The sequence below is a fragment of the Paenibacillus jepli genome (genome assembly GCF_047238105.1).
Classification (GTDB): domain Bacteria; phylum Bacillota; class Bacilli; order Paenibacillales; family Paenibacillaceae; genus Paenibacillus_D.
This window is the reverse complement of record NZ_JBDFMD010000001.1, coordinates 7,059,808-7,077,328: the sequence shown is the minus strand read 5'-3', so window position 1 is coordinate 7,077,328 and position 17,521 is coordinate 7,059,808. Positions and strand designations below refer to the sequence as shown.

Genomic DNA, 17,521 nt, shown 5'->3' with positions numbered 1-17,521 from the left:
CTTCGAGCAGTTTACCCGCCCCCTCCCTGTCAACTTGCCGTTACCGTTTCAACCTCTTGCTGCGAGAAGTTGCTCTGTATAGGGATCTGACGGCTCTTCAAAGAGCTCGTATACGGTTCCGGACTCGACAATCCGTCCCGCTCGCATGACATAGACATAATCAGCGAGCTCTGCTACGACGCCGAGATCATGCGTAATCAGCAGGATACCGATCCCTTCCTCATGCCGCAGCCGGTTCAACTCGCCGAGGATCTGCGCCTGGACAGTCACGTCCAGAGCCGTCGTCGGCTCGTCTGCGATCAACAGCCGCGCTCCCGAAGCGAGTGCGACAGCGATCATGATCCGCTGACACATACCGCCGCTGAGCTGGAACGGATACCGGTTATAGAGTTGCGCCGGGCTTGCCAGCCCGGCTCGCTGCATATGCTGCAGAGCCAGTGCCTTTGCCTCCTTGCGATGCATGCTGCGTTGCCGCCGGACCGCTTCCAGCACTTGTTTGCCGACAGGCATCACCGGGTTGAGCGCGTTCATCGGATCCTGGAAGATCACCGCCATCTCTCGTCCCCTAAGCCGGTTCAAGCTGCGTTCGGAGCATCCGCGGAGATCGATGCCGCCCAGACTCAGCTCCCCATGCTCGATCCTGCCTCCGTTATCGAGCAGGCCGAGGACCGACATCGCCGTTGCACTTTTGCCGCTGCCGCTCTCACCGACCAGCGCCACGATTTGTCTGGCCTGCACTTCAATACTTACATCATCTACGGCAGTCACCGTCCGCTCCGAATGATGGTAGCAGGTGCGGAGATGACGCACGCTCAGCAATGCCGGCTCCACACTCATCTTCTCCCTCCTTCGCAGGGGCTGAGAGCTCAAAAGCTCCGGATTTCTTGTCTTCGCGCCTGCAATCCCTCACCAAGCAGATTGAACCCTATCACGGCTGCCAAAATGGCGAGCCCCGGATAAAGCAGCAACCGCGGCTCGGTCTGGATATAAGGCCTGCTGTCGTTTAACATGACGCCCCACTCGGGCATCGGCGGCTGTGCCCCGAGACCGAGGAACGAAAAGCCTGCTACAGCAAGCAGGATTGTCCCAAATTCCATGGACGCCAGTACCAGGATGGGTCTGGCGGCATTGCGCAGGATATGTCTCAGCACGATCTGCAAGTGTGTCGTCCCTGATGCTTGAGCAGCAAGGACATAATCGCGAGCCTTGATCTGCAGGACAAGTCCTCGGATTACCCGGGCATAGCCCGCCCACCATACCGCTGCGAACGATAGCAGCAGGTTCTGCATGCTCGGCCCGAGCATGGCTGTAATCGCCAGGGGGAGGATGAGGCTCGGAAAAGCTAGCAGAATATCGATCAGCCGCATGATCGCCTGATCGACGCGTCCCCCGGCGTATCCTGCCAGAGCGCCCACGGGTATGCTAATCGCAAACACGGCTGCGAGTATGGACAGCGAGTACGCAAGCGAGGTTCTGGACCCGTAGATCAACCTTGACAGCACACAGCGGCCGAGATGATCGGTACCAAGCGGATATTGCCAGGAAGGCAGGCTCAGTTTGTTCCCCATCTGGATCTGATACGGATCCGAGGGCGCAAGCCACGGGGCCAGCAGCGCGATCAACAGGTAAAGTGCGACGATTGTTCCGCCGATCCATGCGCTTGGGTGTATAGGATACCTACGTTGAAGCATGATTAGCCGCTCCTTCTGCCGTCATCGCAGCCTGATCCGAGGATCGAGCAGCAGCTGCAGCAGATCGACTGTCAGATTAATCAGGACTACGGCAACAGCCATCATGAATACATAGCCCTGGATCACGATATAATCCTTGGCGAATATCGCATCCACGGCATATTTGCCGATCCCGGGCCAGGAGAAGATACTCTCGACGATCACCGATCCTCCCAGGAGGCCTGCGACATGCACGCCGAGCAGCGTTAGACTGGGCAGCATGGCATTGCGCAGCGCATGCCCGGCAATCACCCGCGGCCAGGTTATTCCCTTGGCTCTGGCTGCTTTGATGTACAGCTTCCCGAGTTCCTCCAGCAGACTGGCGCGGATGAGCCGGATATAGATGCCCGCCATGCCGAAGCCAAGGGTGAGTGCGGGCAGGACCAAGCTCGCTGCGCCGTCCATGCCCATGACGGGAAACATCTTAAGCTTCACTGCTCCGTAATACAATAGCAGTAAAGCCAACCAGTAAGACGGCATCGATGCGCTCAGAAGCGCGCAGAGACGCCCCAGCCGGTCAGGCCAGCGGCCGGGGTACAGCGCTGATGCAATCCCGAGCGGCATGGCGATCAGGATCGCTGCCGCCAGCGCAGAGCCGGTGAGCAGCGCCGTCGCAGGCAGACGGGCCAGCAGCTCAGTCAGCACCGGGCCATTGCTGCGGTACGAGATGCCCAGGTCCAGCCGGACGACCCGGCCAAGCCAGTGCACATATTGGTCAGGTATCGAACGATTCAGTCCAAGTGCCTCCCGGGTCGCTTCGATCGCCTCCGCAGTCGGTTGGACGCCATCCGATCGCAGCATGATCTCTGCCGGATCGCCGGGCGTCAAGTGCATCAACAGGAAGGCAAGTCCGGAGACGCCCAGCAAGACGGGGATCACTTGCCATAGCCGCAGCAACAGATAACGTGCAAACATGCAATCCTCCTTTATATGTAATCGTAACGATTACCATTATAGCACACCTTTCATAAATGAAAACCCTTGTCCATAATTTTCATCACAGCGCAACAAAAAAGCCGCGGCTAGCGCGGTTTGAAGAGAAGGCATAGTAAACTTCGCATTTGTTACCCTTTTGTGATTGCGCACACGCCCTGAAGTCCCGCTTGCCTCTCCCCTGAGGACGAATATACAGCTTCACCGCTGCAATACTCGATTCGAGCATATCACAGAGGGGTATAGTATAAATGACTATATAAAAAAAGGAGTGCGATCTAATGCATGACCATTACAAGGATTGTATCGAAGAATGTCTGGCATGTATGCAAGCGTGCAATCATTGTTATGACTCCTGTCTCAAGGAAGCAGACATCGACATGATGAGGGATTGTATAAGACTGGATCGCGAATGCGCGGAGCTCTGCATGCTCGCCGCTTCAGCCATGTCGCGCAACAGTCCATTTGTCCGGCAGATTTGCGCTTTATGTGCTGAGGCTTGCGAGGCTTGCGGCCGGGAATGCGCAACACATGAGCACCACGAGCATTGCCGTCAATGCGCCGAAGCATGTTTCCGTTGTGCAGAGGCTTGCAGACGCATGGCGGCTTGATCATTCATTGATAAGAAGCATGCGGAGAGTTAAGCCAGTGCTCTGTGCATGCTTTTTAGTACCGATTTTAAGCCTTAGCCACTCCCTATAAAAAAAGAGTCTCTACAAAGATTGCAGAAACTCATCAGGTCAGGCATGCTGCAGATGGCTCATCGTCTGCAGGAAGATCTGCTTGACATGCTCATCGTCCAAGGAATAGTAGACGGTTTTGCCTTCTTTGCGGCGCTTGACGATCCGCACATTGCGCAGGTAACGGAGCTGATGCGACACTGCGGACTGAGCCATGCCGAGCACCTCGCACAAATCGTGCACACACAGCTCCTGATCGAGCAGCGCATGGATCATCTTGACACGCGTCGGATCTCCCAGCGCCTTGAACAAGTCCGCCAGCTCGACTGCGGTATGTTCTTCGAGCCGTCTTGTCCGCAATACCTCGACATTCGCTTCCGTTCCTGCACAGGTATCCTCACACTGTTCTTCAACTAACTTGTCCATCTGCAGGCACCCCCTTATCTTTCATCTCCTTATTATATCAGAAGTATTACAAATAAGGCAGTAAACATGCCAGCTTTTGGACGTCTACTTCTTTCTTCCGTTACGAGTTCCCCATACAAACAACAGCAGGAGAACCAACGCTACGGCCGCACCGATGACAAGCGGGAGGACGACCGAGCCCGACGAACCGTTCTCTGAGTCCGAATCCTGGGCCGTGTCTTGTTGAGCGTCCTGGAGCTCCCCATCTTGCTCTGACACGGCTGGCGCCTCTTCCTGGACAGACTCGTCGGGTGCCGATTCCAGGACAGGCGCATCAACGGTAAACAAATATTCGCTCTCGATCGGGTGTCCATCCTCACCGACGATCTGCCAAGCCACCGTGTATTTACCGCCGGACAGCGGTCTGTCCACAGCAGCCCGCATGTATTGCTCGTCTACTTCGACCGGCCCGATGTCCAGCTCTTCTCCCTCGTAGATCAGACTGAACGTGCTAGACGCATCTATATCCGTATTGAAGGTCAAGACGACCTCTTCAAGCTCTCCCGAGACGGTTGAATCCGGTTCCGGGGAGGCTGTCGTCATCATCGTGTGGGCATATGAAACCCCCGTCCCTGCAATACCGAACAATAGTACTGCCATAATACCTAATACAAGCCAGCGCAACCGCACATGCATTCCCTCCATAAGATCATTTTGAATGATTAGCCATTATATTATACCAAATTTACGAATAAGAGCGAAAATGCGTGCAATCAATTATTTATTCACATGATCATTCATTCACATATTGAGGCGGATTATGCTACACTACACTGGAATCTCCATTAAGATTTGTTCAGGAAGGTGATTATGTGCTTGCAAAGGTTGAGGTTGCGATTATCGGAGGCGGTCAGGCGGGGATGGCTGCAGGTTATTACCTTGCACGAAATGGGGTAGATTATCTCGTGTTGGACAGAGGGCTGGCAGCTGGTTCCTCATGGCGGAGCCGTTATGATTCTCTTGTGCTGTTTACACCCCGGATGTACAGCCAGCTCCCGGGCATGCCCTTCCCCGGAGATGCGGGGCGGCTTCCAACCAAGGATGAGACAGCAGACTATCTGTCAGCTTACGCCACCCGTTTCGGCTTGAAGATTCGCTATGGCACTACCGTGAACTCTGTTGCCAAAGAAGAAGCCGGATTTGTCATACATACCGATAAAGGCCAATATAGCGCGAGAGCTGTCATTATTGCGACAGGCCCCTTTCAGCAGCCTTGGATACCTGATTTCGCCAAGCGGCTCTCTCCTTCTATAGTGCAGCTGCACTCATCCCAATACATCAATCCCGGTCAGCTCACTGACGGCGATTCACTGGTAGTCGGCGCGGGGAACTCCGGAGCCCAGATCGCATATGAGCTGTCCGGGGCCAACCTCGGCAAGGTCGCGTTATCGGCTGGTCACAGACCGTTGTCTCTACCCATGACGGTGATGGGCAAAAATATATTTTATTGGTTCGACAAGCTTGGCATCCTCTCGGCTCCTTCCGATTCGTGGCTGGGCCGCAGGATCCGATCGAGACCGGACCCCTTGTTCGGACTGGAATTCAAACGAGCAGTCAAGCAAAACACTATCGAATTATTGCCCAAATCAGTGGGTTCGGAAGGCATATCAGTGGTGCTGGCTGACGGTAGCAGACGCAGCTATGCCAACATAATCTGGAGTACCGGCTTTCGGCCGGAGTACAGCTGGCTGGATGTCCCAGGGATCATCAATGAAGGAGGCGGACTGATCCACCGGTACGGAGTCACTTCAGTCGAAGGATTGTACGCTGTCGGTCTGCCCTGGCAGTCACGCCGCAGCTCTGCCCTCATCGGCGGCGTCGAGGAAGATGCCAGAGCGGTCGTCGATCATATCTTAGCCGGCAGACAACATAATTAGGCGCGGTAAAGGAGACGCTACAGTTGACTTTGGGGAATAACTTTTATAACATATGATCAAGTGCTCATGTTTTAATCGAAAGAAGGTGTCCTCATGAATGAATATCGCATCAAAGGTCTCTCCTGCGCCGGATGCGCCCAGCGCCTCGAAGACGAATTGAAGCAGCTGGAGCATGGCGAGCATACAAGGCTCAGCTACAACTCGGGCAAATTGACCATCGATCCGCAGGTACCGCTGCCCGAGGTGCGCCGTATCCTGAAATCGGATGGCGCCTACATCGCCTCGAGTCCCGCAGATGGAACGACACTTACAGGTACGGCAGCTGGAGCAGGCGCGCACAAGCACGGGCATGACCACTCTCATGATGACCAGGACCACAGCCATGAAGGCGGCAATAACCGGATGCTGAAGCTGCTGATTGTATCGGCTGTCATCTATGGAGCGGCCTTGCTGCTGGATGGAACATTGGATCGCATGCTCGTCATCCCGCTCTACCTAATAGCCACTGCGATCAGCGGCTATACTACTTTTGTGCGCGGCTTGAAGAATCTCTTCAAGCTCAGGTTCAATATCGACACCCTGATGACGATCGCACTGATCGGCGCAGTCGCCATCGGCGAGTGGAAAGAAGCGACGCTGGTAGCCATCCTGTTCGGGCTCAATGAACTGCTCGAGGGTTACGGGATGGAGAAGGCGCGACGGTCCATGGAGTCGCTCCTGCAGGTAGCTCCTAAGGAAGCCGTCAAGGTGCATGGCGGGCAAGAGATCGTCGTGCCGATTGCTTCGCTCGAGGCGGGCGACCTGGTGAAGATCAAGCCTGGCGAGAAGATCCCTTCCGACGGGATCGTCAAAGACGGCAGGAGCTCGGTTAACGAGGCGGCGATCACAGGCGAGTCGCTCCCGGTGGAGAAGGAAGCCGGCGAAGCGGTCTATGGCGGCGCCATCAACAATGAAGGGCTGCTGTATGTAGAGATCACTAAAGCCTATGAGGACTCCTCGCTGGCCAGGATCCTTCACCTCGTTCAGGAAGCGCAGGAGACGAAGACGCCGACCGAGCTCTTCATCAACCGGTTCGCCAAGTATTACACCCCCCTTATCATGGTTGTTGCTTTGCTGGTCATGCTCCTCCCTCCGCTGCTGCTGGCGGGAGACTGGATGACCTGGGTTTATCAGGGGCTCTCTGTCTTGATTGTCGGCTGCCCGTGTGCACTGATCCTGTCCTCGCCGATTGCTATCGTATCAGGCATTACCCGCAATGCTCGGGACGGGGTGCTCGTCAAAGGCGGCGTATACCTGGAGCAGCTCGGCAAGATCGATACTCTGGCATTCGACAAGACCGGTACATTGACCAAGGGAGAGCCTCATGTAGTCCAAGTCGAAGTGTACGATGAGCCGCGTTTCTTCCGCGTGGCCGGCTCGATCGAACAGTCATCATCTCATCCGCTCGCCAAAGCGATCATGCGGGAGATTGCCAGCCGGCAGACGGAACTGGTCGCTCCAGACGAGATCACAACAGTCAGCGGACGCGGCATCCAGGCTAGAGTTGAAAGCGAACCTTACTGGCTCGGCAATGAAGGCAGCATCGCGCATCTGACGCTCCCGCCGGATGTTCAGAATCGAATTGACAAGATGAAGGAAGAAGGACTGACGCTCGTACTGGTAGCCGATCAGAAGAGCGTGCTGGGCGTGTTCGGCATTGCCGACGAGATCCGCTCCGAGAGCAGAGACGTCATCGGAGCGCTCCATAAGCTCGGTATCAAGCAGACTGTCATGTTGACCGGCGATCATAGCAAAACAGCCGAGAAGGTCGCTGCCGCTGTCGGCGTCTCTTCCTATTATGGCAATCTGTTGCCGGAAGACAAAGTGAACCGGATCAAAGCGTTGGCGGCCAAAGGCCAGGTGGCGATGATCGGCGACGGAATCAATGATGCGCCCGCTCTCGCCTCGGCCCAATTGGGAATCGCTATGGGCAAAGGAACAGACAGCGCAATCGAAACTGCAGATATCGTGCTCATGCAGGATCATCTGGGCAAGCTTCCAGAGGCCGTCTCGATATCCCGCAGGGTGAACCGGATTATCCGGTTCAACATCATCGTCTCGCTAGGCTTGAAGCTGATCGCCCTGCTGCTCACAATACCTGGATGGCTGACGCTTTGGATCGCCATTCTATCCGATATGGGCGCGACGATCTTCGTTACTCTGGTCAGTCTGACGATCCTGATCCGGCGCCACAGTGAAGACACGATCGCCAACAAGTAAAAGACCAGTTGTGCGTACAACTGGTCCGGAAGACTTCCGATCTTTCGGAGGTCTTTTTCTTAAATTCTAAGTGTATAACGGCGACAGCCGTTTCACCTTGGCTTAATTTATAAGTTTCCGGCCCCCACCCCAAAAAAAGAAGAAGAACGCTTAGGGTAGTGCTCACTCACGAACGGACACAGTAGCCCCTAGTTCGAGCATGGGCGCGTTTTTGTGCAAAATAGACCCTATTGTGTCCGTATCGCAGTGCCAACCTGCGTGAGCAGGTTTTGTCCAAATTGATGAAAGTATATGATTCTTCTATCTACTTAGCTTGCATTTCTCCGGATCGATCAGATTGCAGCGATCGCATCGCCGATCGATTGCTTGCCTGAGAGCAGATCGTAAGAGCGCCGGATCGTCGCTGGCGCCTCCAGCACCGCTGCGATCACCCCTGCCACATCCTCTCGCGGGATCGAGCCCCGCTCCATCCCTTCGTCGATGCTGATCATGCCGGTTCCCGGTTCATCGAGCAGCCGGCCCGGCCGCAGGATCGTATAATCCAGCCCACTTGATGCCAGCAGCCTGTCGGCGTAATGCTTGGCCGCATAGTAAGGCTGAATCGCCTCCGACCACAGCTCTCTGCGGTGGGCGCCAAACGCGCTGACCATGACGAACCGTTTGATGCCTGCCAGCTCGGCTGCTTCGAACATCTTGACTGCGCCGTCAAGGTCGATCAGGATCGTCTTATCATAGCCGGTATGCCCGCCGGAGCCTGCTGTGAAGACGATCGCATCGCTACCTTGGATGGCTGCTGCGAGCTCGTCTACACTGGACTCAAGGTTCGCGATGACACTTCTGACCCCGGCGGCTTCATAGCGCTCCGCCTGCTCCCGGCTGCGCACCATCGCCACGGGTGTATGCTTGCCTGTTGCTTTTAGGATCTCTACGAGCAAGCGGCCGATCTTGCCGCCAGCACCTGTGATGAATACGTTCATTTCGTTCAACTCCCTATCCTTAGTATAAGCAGCTGGCCTAGCTGTCTTTGGCCATCAGCGGCGCAAAGAACGCCGCCGTGATCGCGATCGCACGGTCCAGGTCGTCGGTCGGAGCGGCAAACGGATGCTTCACGCCGAACGTGTGGTCCGCATCCGCCAGCTCTGCGAAGCGATGATGCGGAGCCTGCTGGCGGAGCGTCCTGAATCCGTCCAGCAGCCGCTCCGCATCCTTCATCCCCTGGATGAAGAGCACCGGTGTCTGCAGCTCGGCTGCTCTCGCAGGAATATCGAAGCGCTCCCGGTTGCGGTCAAGATCTTCGAAGAATACAGCCTCGATCGGCATCTGCTGCTTCGTTCTGGCATTGGCCACATAACCGACACCTTCGCGCATCACCTGCTCGCGGAAATCCTCACCGAACAGATCGGCGCGGCCGACGCCGTTCCATGTTACCACGCCGCCGATCTCAGGATGATCGGCGGCGAACAGCACACAGTTGCCGCCCCCACGGCTGTGGCCGACGAGGAAGAGCTGCCGCGTATCCATCCGATCGCCAAGCGGAAGCCGCTCTGCTCGGACTGCCGCCACCACATGCGCCAGATCTGCTTGCTCCCGGGAGTAGGTGTTGCGCCCGAACTTCTCCAGCTCGTCAAAATCATGCTCGCGTACACCGTTATGAGACAGATTGAATGTGACGACCGCAAAGCCTTGATAAGCCAAGCGTTCTGCTGCATAGGGGAAGAAGCCCCAGTCCTTGAACCCCTTGAAGCCGTGGACCAGCAGGAGAACCGGCTTCCGCTCAACGCCGCTGGCCACGCGAACCTCTCCGCGTATCGTCGCCAGCGTCTCATCCTCCAGTTGGAATGTCTGTTGTTCCACTACCTTCTCACTCATACCTCTCACCTTCCTTTGACCCATAGTATACCAGAAACGGGCAGCGCCGGCTGTCGGCTCGCAAAAAAGACGGCGCAGGAATCGTCCCTGCGCCGTCTTGCCAGTGCGTCTGTTATTGAGCTAGATAATTGTACATCACCTGGGCCGACATCGCCCGGCTTGCCGTACCCCGCGGATCCAGCTGTGCATCGCCCACGCCCTCAATCAGGCTGGTGGCCAGCAGAACACTCACCGCTTCTACGGCATAAGGCGATACTTGAGACGCATCTGCGTATCCCCCCAGATCAGCGCCGGACATGCCGATTGGCAGCAGATCCAGTGTACTCATGATGCCGTGCAGGATGACCATCATGTCCTGACGGCTGACAGACTGCTCCGGCGCAAACCGGTTATCTCCTACCCCTTGGACGATGCCCATGCGTTTAGCTGCAGCCAGATATGACGTGTAGTAGCGGTTGCCGGCATCGGCAAATTGGTCGCCGTCACTGCTGTCCGGTGCAATGCCAAATACGCGCATCACCATGATTAGGAAGTCGGCGCGGGTCACCAGAGCGCCTGGCTGAAAGCTGCCGTCGCCCATCCCCTGCACCAGTTCTCTTGCCGACAGAAAGTTGATGCCCTGGAAGTACCAGGCTGCTTCATTAACGTCCCGGTAGCTGACTTCATGATACGCCACCGCATAACGGCTGAAGTGCCGGACCGCAAAGGTCAAGCCGCCGGCCGCATCGTTGTACAGGCTGTTGATGACCGGCTCTGAATCGCCAGCCGGATCAATATACCAGACGACGAGATTGTCGGCATGCTCGCTTGCCGCCTTGTTATACGGCAGCGTCAGGCTGACTGGGGTAGTCCCATCCGCCCATCCCGCCGGGTGGCCGTCGACCAGCAAGCTGACGTCTACCGCCGGTCGGCCGCCGCTCACGCCTTCGGCTGGCGAGATGACGAACATGACGCGTTTGCCTTGCGCTGACCGATTCAACAGCATATCCGAAGGCAGCGTCGCCTCTCCGATCGGTGTAATCAGACGGTAGCGCTCCGCTCCCGATGTACGGCTCAGCCGCTCGCCCTGCAGCTCCAGCACATAGGCGCCGTTGTGCGGCTCGCCTGCGAGCTCTGCCCGGATCGTTACTGTTCTTCTCCCTTTGCTGTCAGCAGCTGCTGCGGTCATTGCTTCTGTCAGTGCTGCCTCATCAGGAGCGATCACCGCTTGGCCATCCCGGATGGCGACCGGTACCGTCAGGCTGCTGCCCTGACGGTCCGGAGTGCTCGGCACCTCGCCCGGCTCTTCCGTCTCATCATCACCCGGCTCCTGCGTAACTGGCGGATAGACCGGCGTCCACGGCGGCGTGACGCCACTCGGCACAGCCGCGGTCGTGAAGCGCTGGATCCGCGTTCTGCGGACAGCTCCCAGCTCATCTTCAATCTTCATGTACCAGTAATACGTCGTGCTGCCTTGCAGATTGCGCCATACTGCCTTGGCCGTATCGCCGGACTGCAGGTTAACCTGTTCGCCGATCAGCACATTGCGGTACACATTGACGGCAAAGTAATCGGTCGCAACCCGTTTGTTGATGTCATGGAACGCGAACGATTCGGTGAACTCATCGCGATCGGCCTCATCGCCTTTGTAGAAATTGTACTCGTCAAGCACAGGTGAGTACGTTTTTATATCGAGTTCTTCCGCTAACGGATCAAACGTCAGCAACCGCACAAAGCCGTTGCCGCCGTTTGGACCGCCTTGATAATCCGCCAGCATCTCGATCACCTGACGCTCGCTGCCGTCCTTGTTCGTCAGCTTCTTGACGACGCGGTTGGCGGCATGATAGTGTCCGCTCAACACCAGTTTGATATTTTCGTTGGGGACGATAACCTGGTCAAATATATTTTGTGCCATATTGGAGAGCGTGCCGTTCGACTCCAGGTAAGCGTGCATACCCAGTATCGCATTGCGGTCGGCGTGCTTGGCGAGCACCTCGTTAGCCCATTGGATCGTCTCGGGCGTATCCTCAAGACCAAAGCCGATGTACAGGAAGATGAAGTCATGACCGCCAAACGACATCAGATCGTAATGGTTGCGGTTGTTGTCCATCTCGCCGCCATACCATGGATTGTCCCGGTAACGGTCGGCCCCCACATATTGGTGATAATACGAATAGTCGATGCCGTCGACGATCATATCGTGGTTGCCTGCCAATACACCATAGGGTACGCCAGCCTCATCCCACTTCTTCAAATTGCGGTCGGCGACTTCCCACTGCTCATGAGAGTTGGCTACATTGACGATATCGCCAGTATGAATCATATATTCAAATGCACCTTTTTTATACTCCTCCGCCGTCCAGTCTCCGAGTGTATCAAAAATGTCAGGATAACTCTCAGCATAATATTGCGTATCCGTCATCCAGAGTACGGTAAAAGGCTTGTTCACCTCTTCGACTTCATCCTGCACCATCACTTGCACTTGATTATCCTTGACGAACCGCTCGGGATCCGCCGCCGCGCTCAGCTCAATGTCGCTCTCGGCAGCATCGCCGCTCTCGGCAGTCAGAGCAATCCATTTGTCCGTTTCGTAATCCCAGGCATACATCGTCACGATCCGTCCCGGCAGTGTCTTGCCCTTCCAGTACAGCTCGATCTCATCATCCGCTCGCAGCTGCTCTTCCAGGTCTACTGTGAAACGGTGGTAAGGGAAGCCGGATTGCGAATCGGTGACCAGGTACTCACCGTCTGCTAAGCTGACTTGCTGCGCCGCCTCACCTGAGATCGGCTCTTCTCCGTTGGGAGCGATGACGAGCGGCGGCTCGCGGTCGGCGACATTGGCATAACCGGAGATCCGTTTGCCTCTAGCGAAATCATATGCGCCCGCTTCGTAGAAGCCAGCCTTCATCGTATCATTATCGCTGTCCGAGACGACAGCCGACAGCTCGACCGATCCGGCGGATACTTGCGCACCCTTATCCGCAGGTTTCATCGCTGTAGGAGCGAGCGGGCGTTCATCTGCGATGACAAAGCTCAGCTTGGTTGAGGCTTCATTGCCTGCATGGTCTGCTACCGTTACCTGCAGTTCATGCATCCCCGCAGTGAGCTGAGCAGAGGAAGTCGAGTACGGCAGCTCGATACTTGTCCCGTTCAGCATCGCCATCTTACGGGCGATGCCGCTGGTGACATCGCTCGTGTCAACATCGAGCGTGATGCGGCCTTTGAGCTGCATGCCATCCGTTAAGGTCAGGCCGGTATCATAGCGGACAGCTTCGATGACCGGATTCGTATTGTCGACCGTCACCTCTGCGACATCCAGCGTCATGCCGTTCTTGGTCATTGCGAGCGTATAGACGCCGTCTTCGTAACCACTCGTATCGATCTCGGCATATCGGGCTGTATACTTGTCCTCGGGGATAGGGAAATGGAGCTCGCTGATCATCGGCTTTCCGGTATTTGTGCCGGAATCCGCATCTCCCAGGCCGTAATACGTGTCTTCTCTTGGGATGACTGTCGTCTCCGTCAGGTTGCCGAGATAGTTGACCATTCTCTCCGGCTTGACCAGCGACCCGTCGGGAAGGACCAGATGCATATTGCTGATCTCGAAATCGTCATGGTTGTTCTTGCCAAATACTTTGTCATGAATCGAGCGGTCATACGGCGAATTCTCGTTGCCCGTATGCACCGACACAATATTGGAAGATACCAGATTGACCGCGGGGATCGTCAGCAGCGTCCAGGCGCCTTCGGTATATCTGGGATAGAGCCGCTCCAGATACTGCAGTCCGCCCGCAGGAGTAAACGCGCTCACCGTCGCTTGATAGATCTGGTCGATCCCGCGTGTCTGCAGACCGAATTCGGCATCTCCCGGCAGTGCCGGACGAGCCGTTACCGTTTTTCCATCGAATGTGAACGCGAGGTCATCAGCTGCTGTCTCGCCATAGCCGAAGAATGTCAGCAGTCCGCGCTGTGCGCTGTCGCCGATCGATAGTCCCGGCTCCGGCAGCTCGCTTTCCGTGCCTTTTTCGTTCACAGTCAACAAAGCGCCTAAAGAGTTGTACGGCAAGCGAGTCCGGTTGCCTGCTTTATCCGTTCCTGCGATGATATAGCGATATGCGCCAGGCACGCCGTAAGAGAGGGCTCCCGAATACACATACCTGCCATCCGTTCTATTCGTCTCGATCAAGCTCAGCTTTTCGGTGAGCCCCGCTCCTTCTCCAAAAGCCGGACCATAGAGGATCTCTATCTCATCTAACTCTTCGTTGCTGACAACTTGTACCGGGTAGGAATGGCCGACACCGATATTGAACGCCGTCTGCTCGTGCTGCAGTACCGGCGCGATATTGTCTTTGCCGTCCACCGGAGTTACTTGATCCGGATCGAGACTGCCCGGATTGGCGTAGGCGCGGATTCCCAGCCGTTCCATCCGGGTGCCGGCAGCTGGCACCTTGTAACGGATCACGGCATTGCGCTGCGTGTTCACCTCGCGGTCGGGACTGTCATCGGTACTGGCGTCATACCAGGCCTCGACGATATATTCATCCGGCGTGTCCTTGCTTGCTAGCGCCAAACCACGATGCAGAGCGTTCGGCAGGTTGAAGTCGCTGCTTTCTTTGTTATCGTAGAAGACGATCTGTTCGTCCGTCAGCATGCTGTTGAAATGGGTATTGAAGTCGTCGGTCGTCGTGTATCCTGCGGTCACGGCCTCTTTGGCAAACCAGATGACGCCTGTGCCATACGGCTCCAATGTGATTGCTTGCGACTCGGGAATCACCCATCGCTTCGGCGCCGTGCTGCCTGGATACAGATACCACAGCGTGTAGCCGCTCAGATCCACGGACTGTGCCGTGTTGTTGTAGAGCTCGATAAATTCATACTGGTTGCCGCTGCCGCGCCGGTAGTCCCCTGCCGGATTGGGCAGGATCTCCGTGATCAGCAGCGCCGGTTCCTCCCCAGGCTCAGACGGATCGGTGCCGGGATCTCCCGAATCGGGGTCCTCGCCGCCCGGTTCCTCCGTCGCCGGGGCGGGGATGAGCTGCTCCGCGTCTACCAGCCCCGCGCTGGGAGCACCCTTCTGTTCATACGTGGCCATCGTGCTACCGGAAGCTGGCAGCTGCAGATGCAGACTCAGCCCGTCACCGACGTCGGCTGCCGAATAGTGGATCTGGCTGATGATCTGGTTCAGATCATCCTTATCCGTCAGCTGGAAGCCGCGGTCGACGTTATTGAGGCCGTCCTGTCCATGCAGCTTGAACACAGCTACATCCTCAGGCATACTGTGATAGCTTCTGAATTGCGCCTCCGTCAGATTGGCCGCATCGCCCGTTATGCTGCTGCTCGTGCGCTGAACCCACAGCACGGCCGGACTGTGCGGAGCGATCCGGACATCACTGCCGTCTGTCATCGTCGTCACGGTCAGATTTTTGAGCGTTCCATAGTCGTACCGTACTTGATAATGCTCATTAAACGCCAATTCATCCGCAGAGTTGTTATAGATCTCGACAAATTCGAACAGATCTGCGCTGCCTGCTCCCTCGATGTGCTCTTGGTTGCTTTTGTCATCGGGATAGATCTCGGTGAGCAGAACGGGCATCGCCGCTGTCAGCAGCATCTGCTGCTCCTGCTCGGCTTGCTCTTCGGCTTCAGCTGTCGGCAGCACTGAGGTCCCCAACAAGAAAAGAGCCAATATGCCGGAAATCCAAGGTTTCATCTTCATTTTCTTCATCCTAGCCTCCTGGGAAAATAGTTCAAGCCAGCCGGCCATTGGTGGACCAAGCCGCTCGAGTCCGGATGTTTATATCCATCCAACGGAGGATTATACCGATGGATTGTAAGATCGGTATTATGGAAACATGGATTTTGGATGAAGAAAATGGAAGCTTGTTTTCATTGTGTTTTTGCACGTATATGTGCTACATGACGACGGTTTTTGTCGCTATTTGCTCACAAAATGCGCGATCATGCTCGACAAACAGCAAGGTAGGCTGATGCTCCAGCAGCAGCTCTTCGATCTGCATGCGGGAGATCACATCGACGAAGTTGAGCGGTTCGTCCCAGACATGCAGATGCGCTTCCTCGCATAAGCTTCTGGCCAGCAGTACTTTTTTCTTCTGGCCGCCGCTCAAGGCTCGCAGATCCTTCTCGAATTGGACGCGTGCAAAATCAAGCTTTCGCAGGATCGCCTTGAACAAGCTTTCGTCAATCCCGTGATTGCGCGCGTATTCGGACAAGTCTCCGGCCAGATGAGAAGTATCTTGCGGCACATAGGATATCCTCAATTGGCTGCCTTTGTTATAGATGCCATTATAGGCGATTGGTTCGCCCAGCAGCAGCTTAAGCAGACTGGATTTGCCTGAGCCGTTAGGCCCCGTCAGTGCGATCCGATCCCCCTGCTCGATCGTCAGATTGATGTTCCGACACACTGTATGATCGCCGTAATGGATCGAGACATCACGCAGCTCGGACAGTTGGGGTTTGTGATAGGCCAGCTGCGAGATTTTCAGGCTATCCGCTTGTTCGATGTCCTGCAGGAGCTGGGATTTCTCTGCGATCGCCGCCTGCTGCCGCCGCTCCATCGATTTCGAACGCTTCATCATCTTGGCCGCTTTGTGACCGACGTAGCCTTTGTCGACCTTGGAGCCCGAATTTCGGGTGCCGTTTTTCGTTTTTTCCACCTCATGCGACCATTTGTTCGTCCGTTTGGCTGCCTCAGACAGCCGCTTGACGTCTTTTCGCAGCCTATCGTTCTCCGCCAGCTCGTACTGATCCTGACGTTTTTTGTTCTCCCACCAGTCCGAGAAATTGCCCTTCTGTACGTCAATGCTGGCCCGATTGATGGACAGCACATGGTCGACGCAGTTATCCAGGAAAATCCGGTCATGCGAGATGAGGATAAAGCCTTTTTTGGCATTCAGATACTCGCTCACCAATTGACGCGCATGAAGATCGAGATGATTGGTCGGCTCGTCGATGAGCAGAAAATGGTGCTCCTGCAGGAAGAGCGCCGCCAGCAGCACTTTCGTCTGCTCGCCGCTCGACAGCGTATTGAAAGGCCTATACAGCACATCGTCCGATACCTGTAGCAGCGATAGTTCGCGCATCAGCTGCCACTGCTCAAGTGCGGGGATTCGGTCCAGCACGACATCCTTAGTTAGATACTCCGGGTGCTCGACCCGGTACGGGAAATAGTCAAACGCCACGTCAGCGCTAATCGAACCGCTGTACTCCAGCTCGCCCAGCAGCAGCTTCATAAAGGTCGTCTTGCCGCGGCCATTGCGGCCGGTAAAACCCAGCTTCCAATCCGTATCGATCTGGAAGCTGACATCCTCGAAGATATTGTCGTAACTGCCTTCGTAGGCAAAGGTCAGGTTGCTTACTTGTATCAATGCCATATGGGCATCCCTCCTAAAAGCATAATAAAAAGAGCTGCAAGAAGGTTACCCTTCCCACAGCTCTCTCTATATACAGCTCACCGAATCCGCCAAATGACAGCTGGCTGTGCCGGACGTTCGGCACAAGCCTGGCAAAAAGGACGCGGCTTACCATAATAAATGAGCGGGAAGAATGCGTAACTTTCTTGCTGCGTTTGCCGCATGCCGAAAAAAGGCTATGTTGCGGCTGCAAATGCAAGAAAGTTTTTACATTCTTCATCCACTCCCGTTCTTTCAAAGTTAACGGTATAATAGCATAGCTTATTGTTCATTTCAACCCCGATTGCCCGTGATGGGCC

12 protein-coding genes are annotated in these 17,521 nt (G+C 55.8%); 3 read left to right on the top strand and 9 right to left on the bottom strand.

Annotated elements, in window-relative coordinates:
- Positions 1 to 48 precede the first annotated feature (48 nt).
- From ABC336_RS30340 to nikB, 3 genes are read right to left on the bottom strand one after another with little or no spacing between them, the layout of a single operon-like run.
- On the bottom strand, positions 49 to 837 hold the full coding sequence (locus ABC336_RS30340; protein WP_413242222.1) for an ABC transporter ATP-binding protein: 789 nt from the start codon (positions 835 to 837) through the stop codon (positions 49 to 51).
- Between the two features lie 29 nt (positions 838 to 866).
- Positions 867 to 1,691 (bottom strand): nickel transporter permease, encoded by an 825-nt coding sequence (gene nikC / locus ABC336_RS30335; protein ID WP_413242221.1) that lies wholly within the window; start codon positions 1,689 to 1,691, stop codon positions 867 to 869.
- A gap of 21 nt (positions 1,692 to 1,712) precedes the next feature.
- Positions 1,713 to 2,645 carry a nickel ABC transporter permease gene (gene nikB, locus ABC336_RS30330; RefSeq protein ID WP_413242220.1) on the bottom strand — a complete coding sequence of 311 codons (933 nt, stop codon included), beginning with the start codon at positions 2,643 to 2,645 and terminating at the stop codon, positions 1,713 to 1,715.
- Between the two features lie 299 nt (positions 2,646 to 2,944).
- On the opposite strand from nikB, the gene ABC336_RS30325 reads away from it, so the two are divergent.
- The gene (locus ABC336_RS30325) at positions 2,945 to 3,274 is read left to right on the top strand and encodes a four-helix bundle copper-binding protein (RefSeq protein ID WP_413242219.1); all 330 of its coding nucleotides are present in this window, start codon (positions 2,945 to 2,947) and stop codon (positions 3,272 to 3,274) included.
- 129 nt (positions 3,275 to 3,403) lie between these two features.
- Here ABC336_RS30325 and ABC336_RS30320 read toward each other — a convergent pair whose 3' ends face one another.
- Together ABC336_RS30320 and ABC336_RS30315 are read right to left on the bottom strand one after the other, a co-directional pair.
- A complete protein-coding gene (locus tag ABC336_RS30320; protein WP_413242218.1) occupies positions 3,404 to 3,769 on the bottom strand; it encodes an ArsR/SmtB family transcription factor in 366 nt (121 codons plus the stop codon).
- An 84-nt stretch (positions 3,770 to 3,853) separates the two neighbouring features.
- Positions 3,854 to 4,438 carry a copper resistance CopC family protein gene (locus tag ABC336_RS30315; protein ID WP_413242217.1) on the bottom strand — a complete coding sequence of 195 codons (585 nt, stop codon included), beginning with the start codon at positions 4,436 to 4,438 and terminating at the stop codon, positions 3,854 to 3,856.
- Between the two features lie 182 nt (positions 4,439 to 4,620).
- Between ABC336_RS30315 and ABC336_RS30310 the strand changes: the two genes are divergently transcribed.
- Entirely contained in the window at positions 4,621 to 5,685 is a 1,065-nt protein-coding gene (locus ABC336_RS30310) for a flavin-containing monooxygenase (protein ID WP_413242216.1), read from the top strand.
- Between the two features lie 93 nt (positions 5,686 to 5,778).
- The gene (locus ABC336_RS30305) at positions 5,779 to 7,944 is read left to right on the top strand and encodes a heavy metal translocating P-type ATPase (protein ID WP_413242215.1); all 2,166 of its coding nucleotides are present in this window, start codon (positions 5,779 to 5,781) and stop codon (positions 7,942 to 7,944) included.
- 332 nt (positions 7,945 to 8,276) lie between these two features.
- Here the strand turns inward: ABC336_RS30305 and ABC336_RS30300 are convergent, their stop codons facing one another.
- The 4 genes from ABC336_RS30300 to ABC336_RS30285 form a co-directional block, all read right to left on the bottom strand.
- Positions 8,277 to 8,921 (bottom strand): SDR family oxidoreductase, encoded by a 645-nt coding sequence (locus ABC336_RS30300; protein ID WP_413242214.1) that lies wholly within the window; start codon positions 8,919 to 8,921, stop codon positions 8,277 to 8,279.
- 37 nt (positions 8,922 to 8,958) lie between these two features.
- Positions 8,959 to 9,813: an alpha/beta hydrolase family protein gene (locus ABC336_RS30295; RefSeq protein ID WP_413242213.1), complete on the bottom strand. Its 855-nt coding sequence runs from the start codon at positions 9,811 to 9,813 to the stop codon at positions 8,959 to 8,961.
- 112 nt (positions 9,814 to 9,925) lie between these two features.
- Positions 9,926 to 15,517: an S-layer homology domain-containing protein gene (locus ABC336_RS30290; RefSeq protein WP_413242212.1), complete on the bottom strand. Its 5,592-nt coding sequence runs from the start codon at positions 15,515 to 15,517 to the stop codon at positions 9,926 to 9,928.
- Between the two features lie 187 nt (positions 15,518 to 15,704).
- The gene (locus ABC336_RS30285; RefSeq protein WP_413242211.1) at positions 15,705 to 17,183 is read right to left on the bottom strand and encodes an Lsa family ABC-F type ribosomal protection protein; all 1,479 of its coding nucleotides are present in this window, start codon (positions 17,181 to 17,183) and stop codon (positions 15,705 to 15,707) included.
- Positions 17,184 to 17,521: the final 338 nt, after the last annotated feature.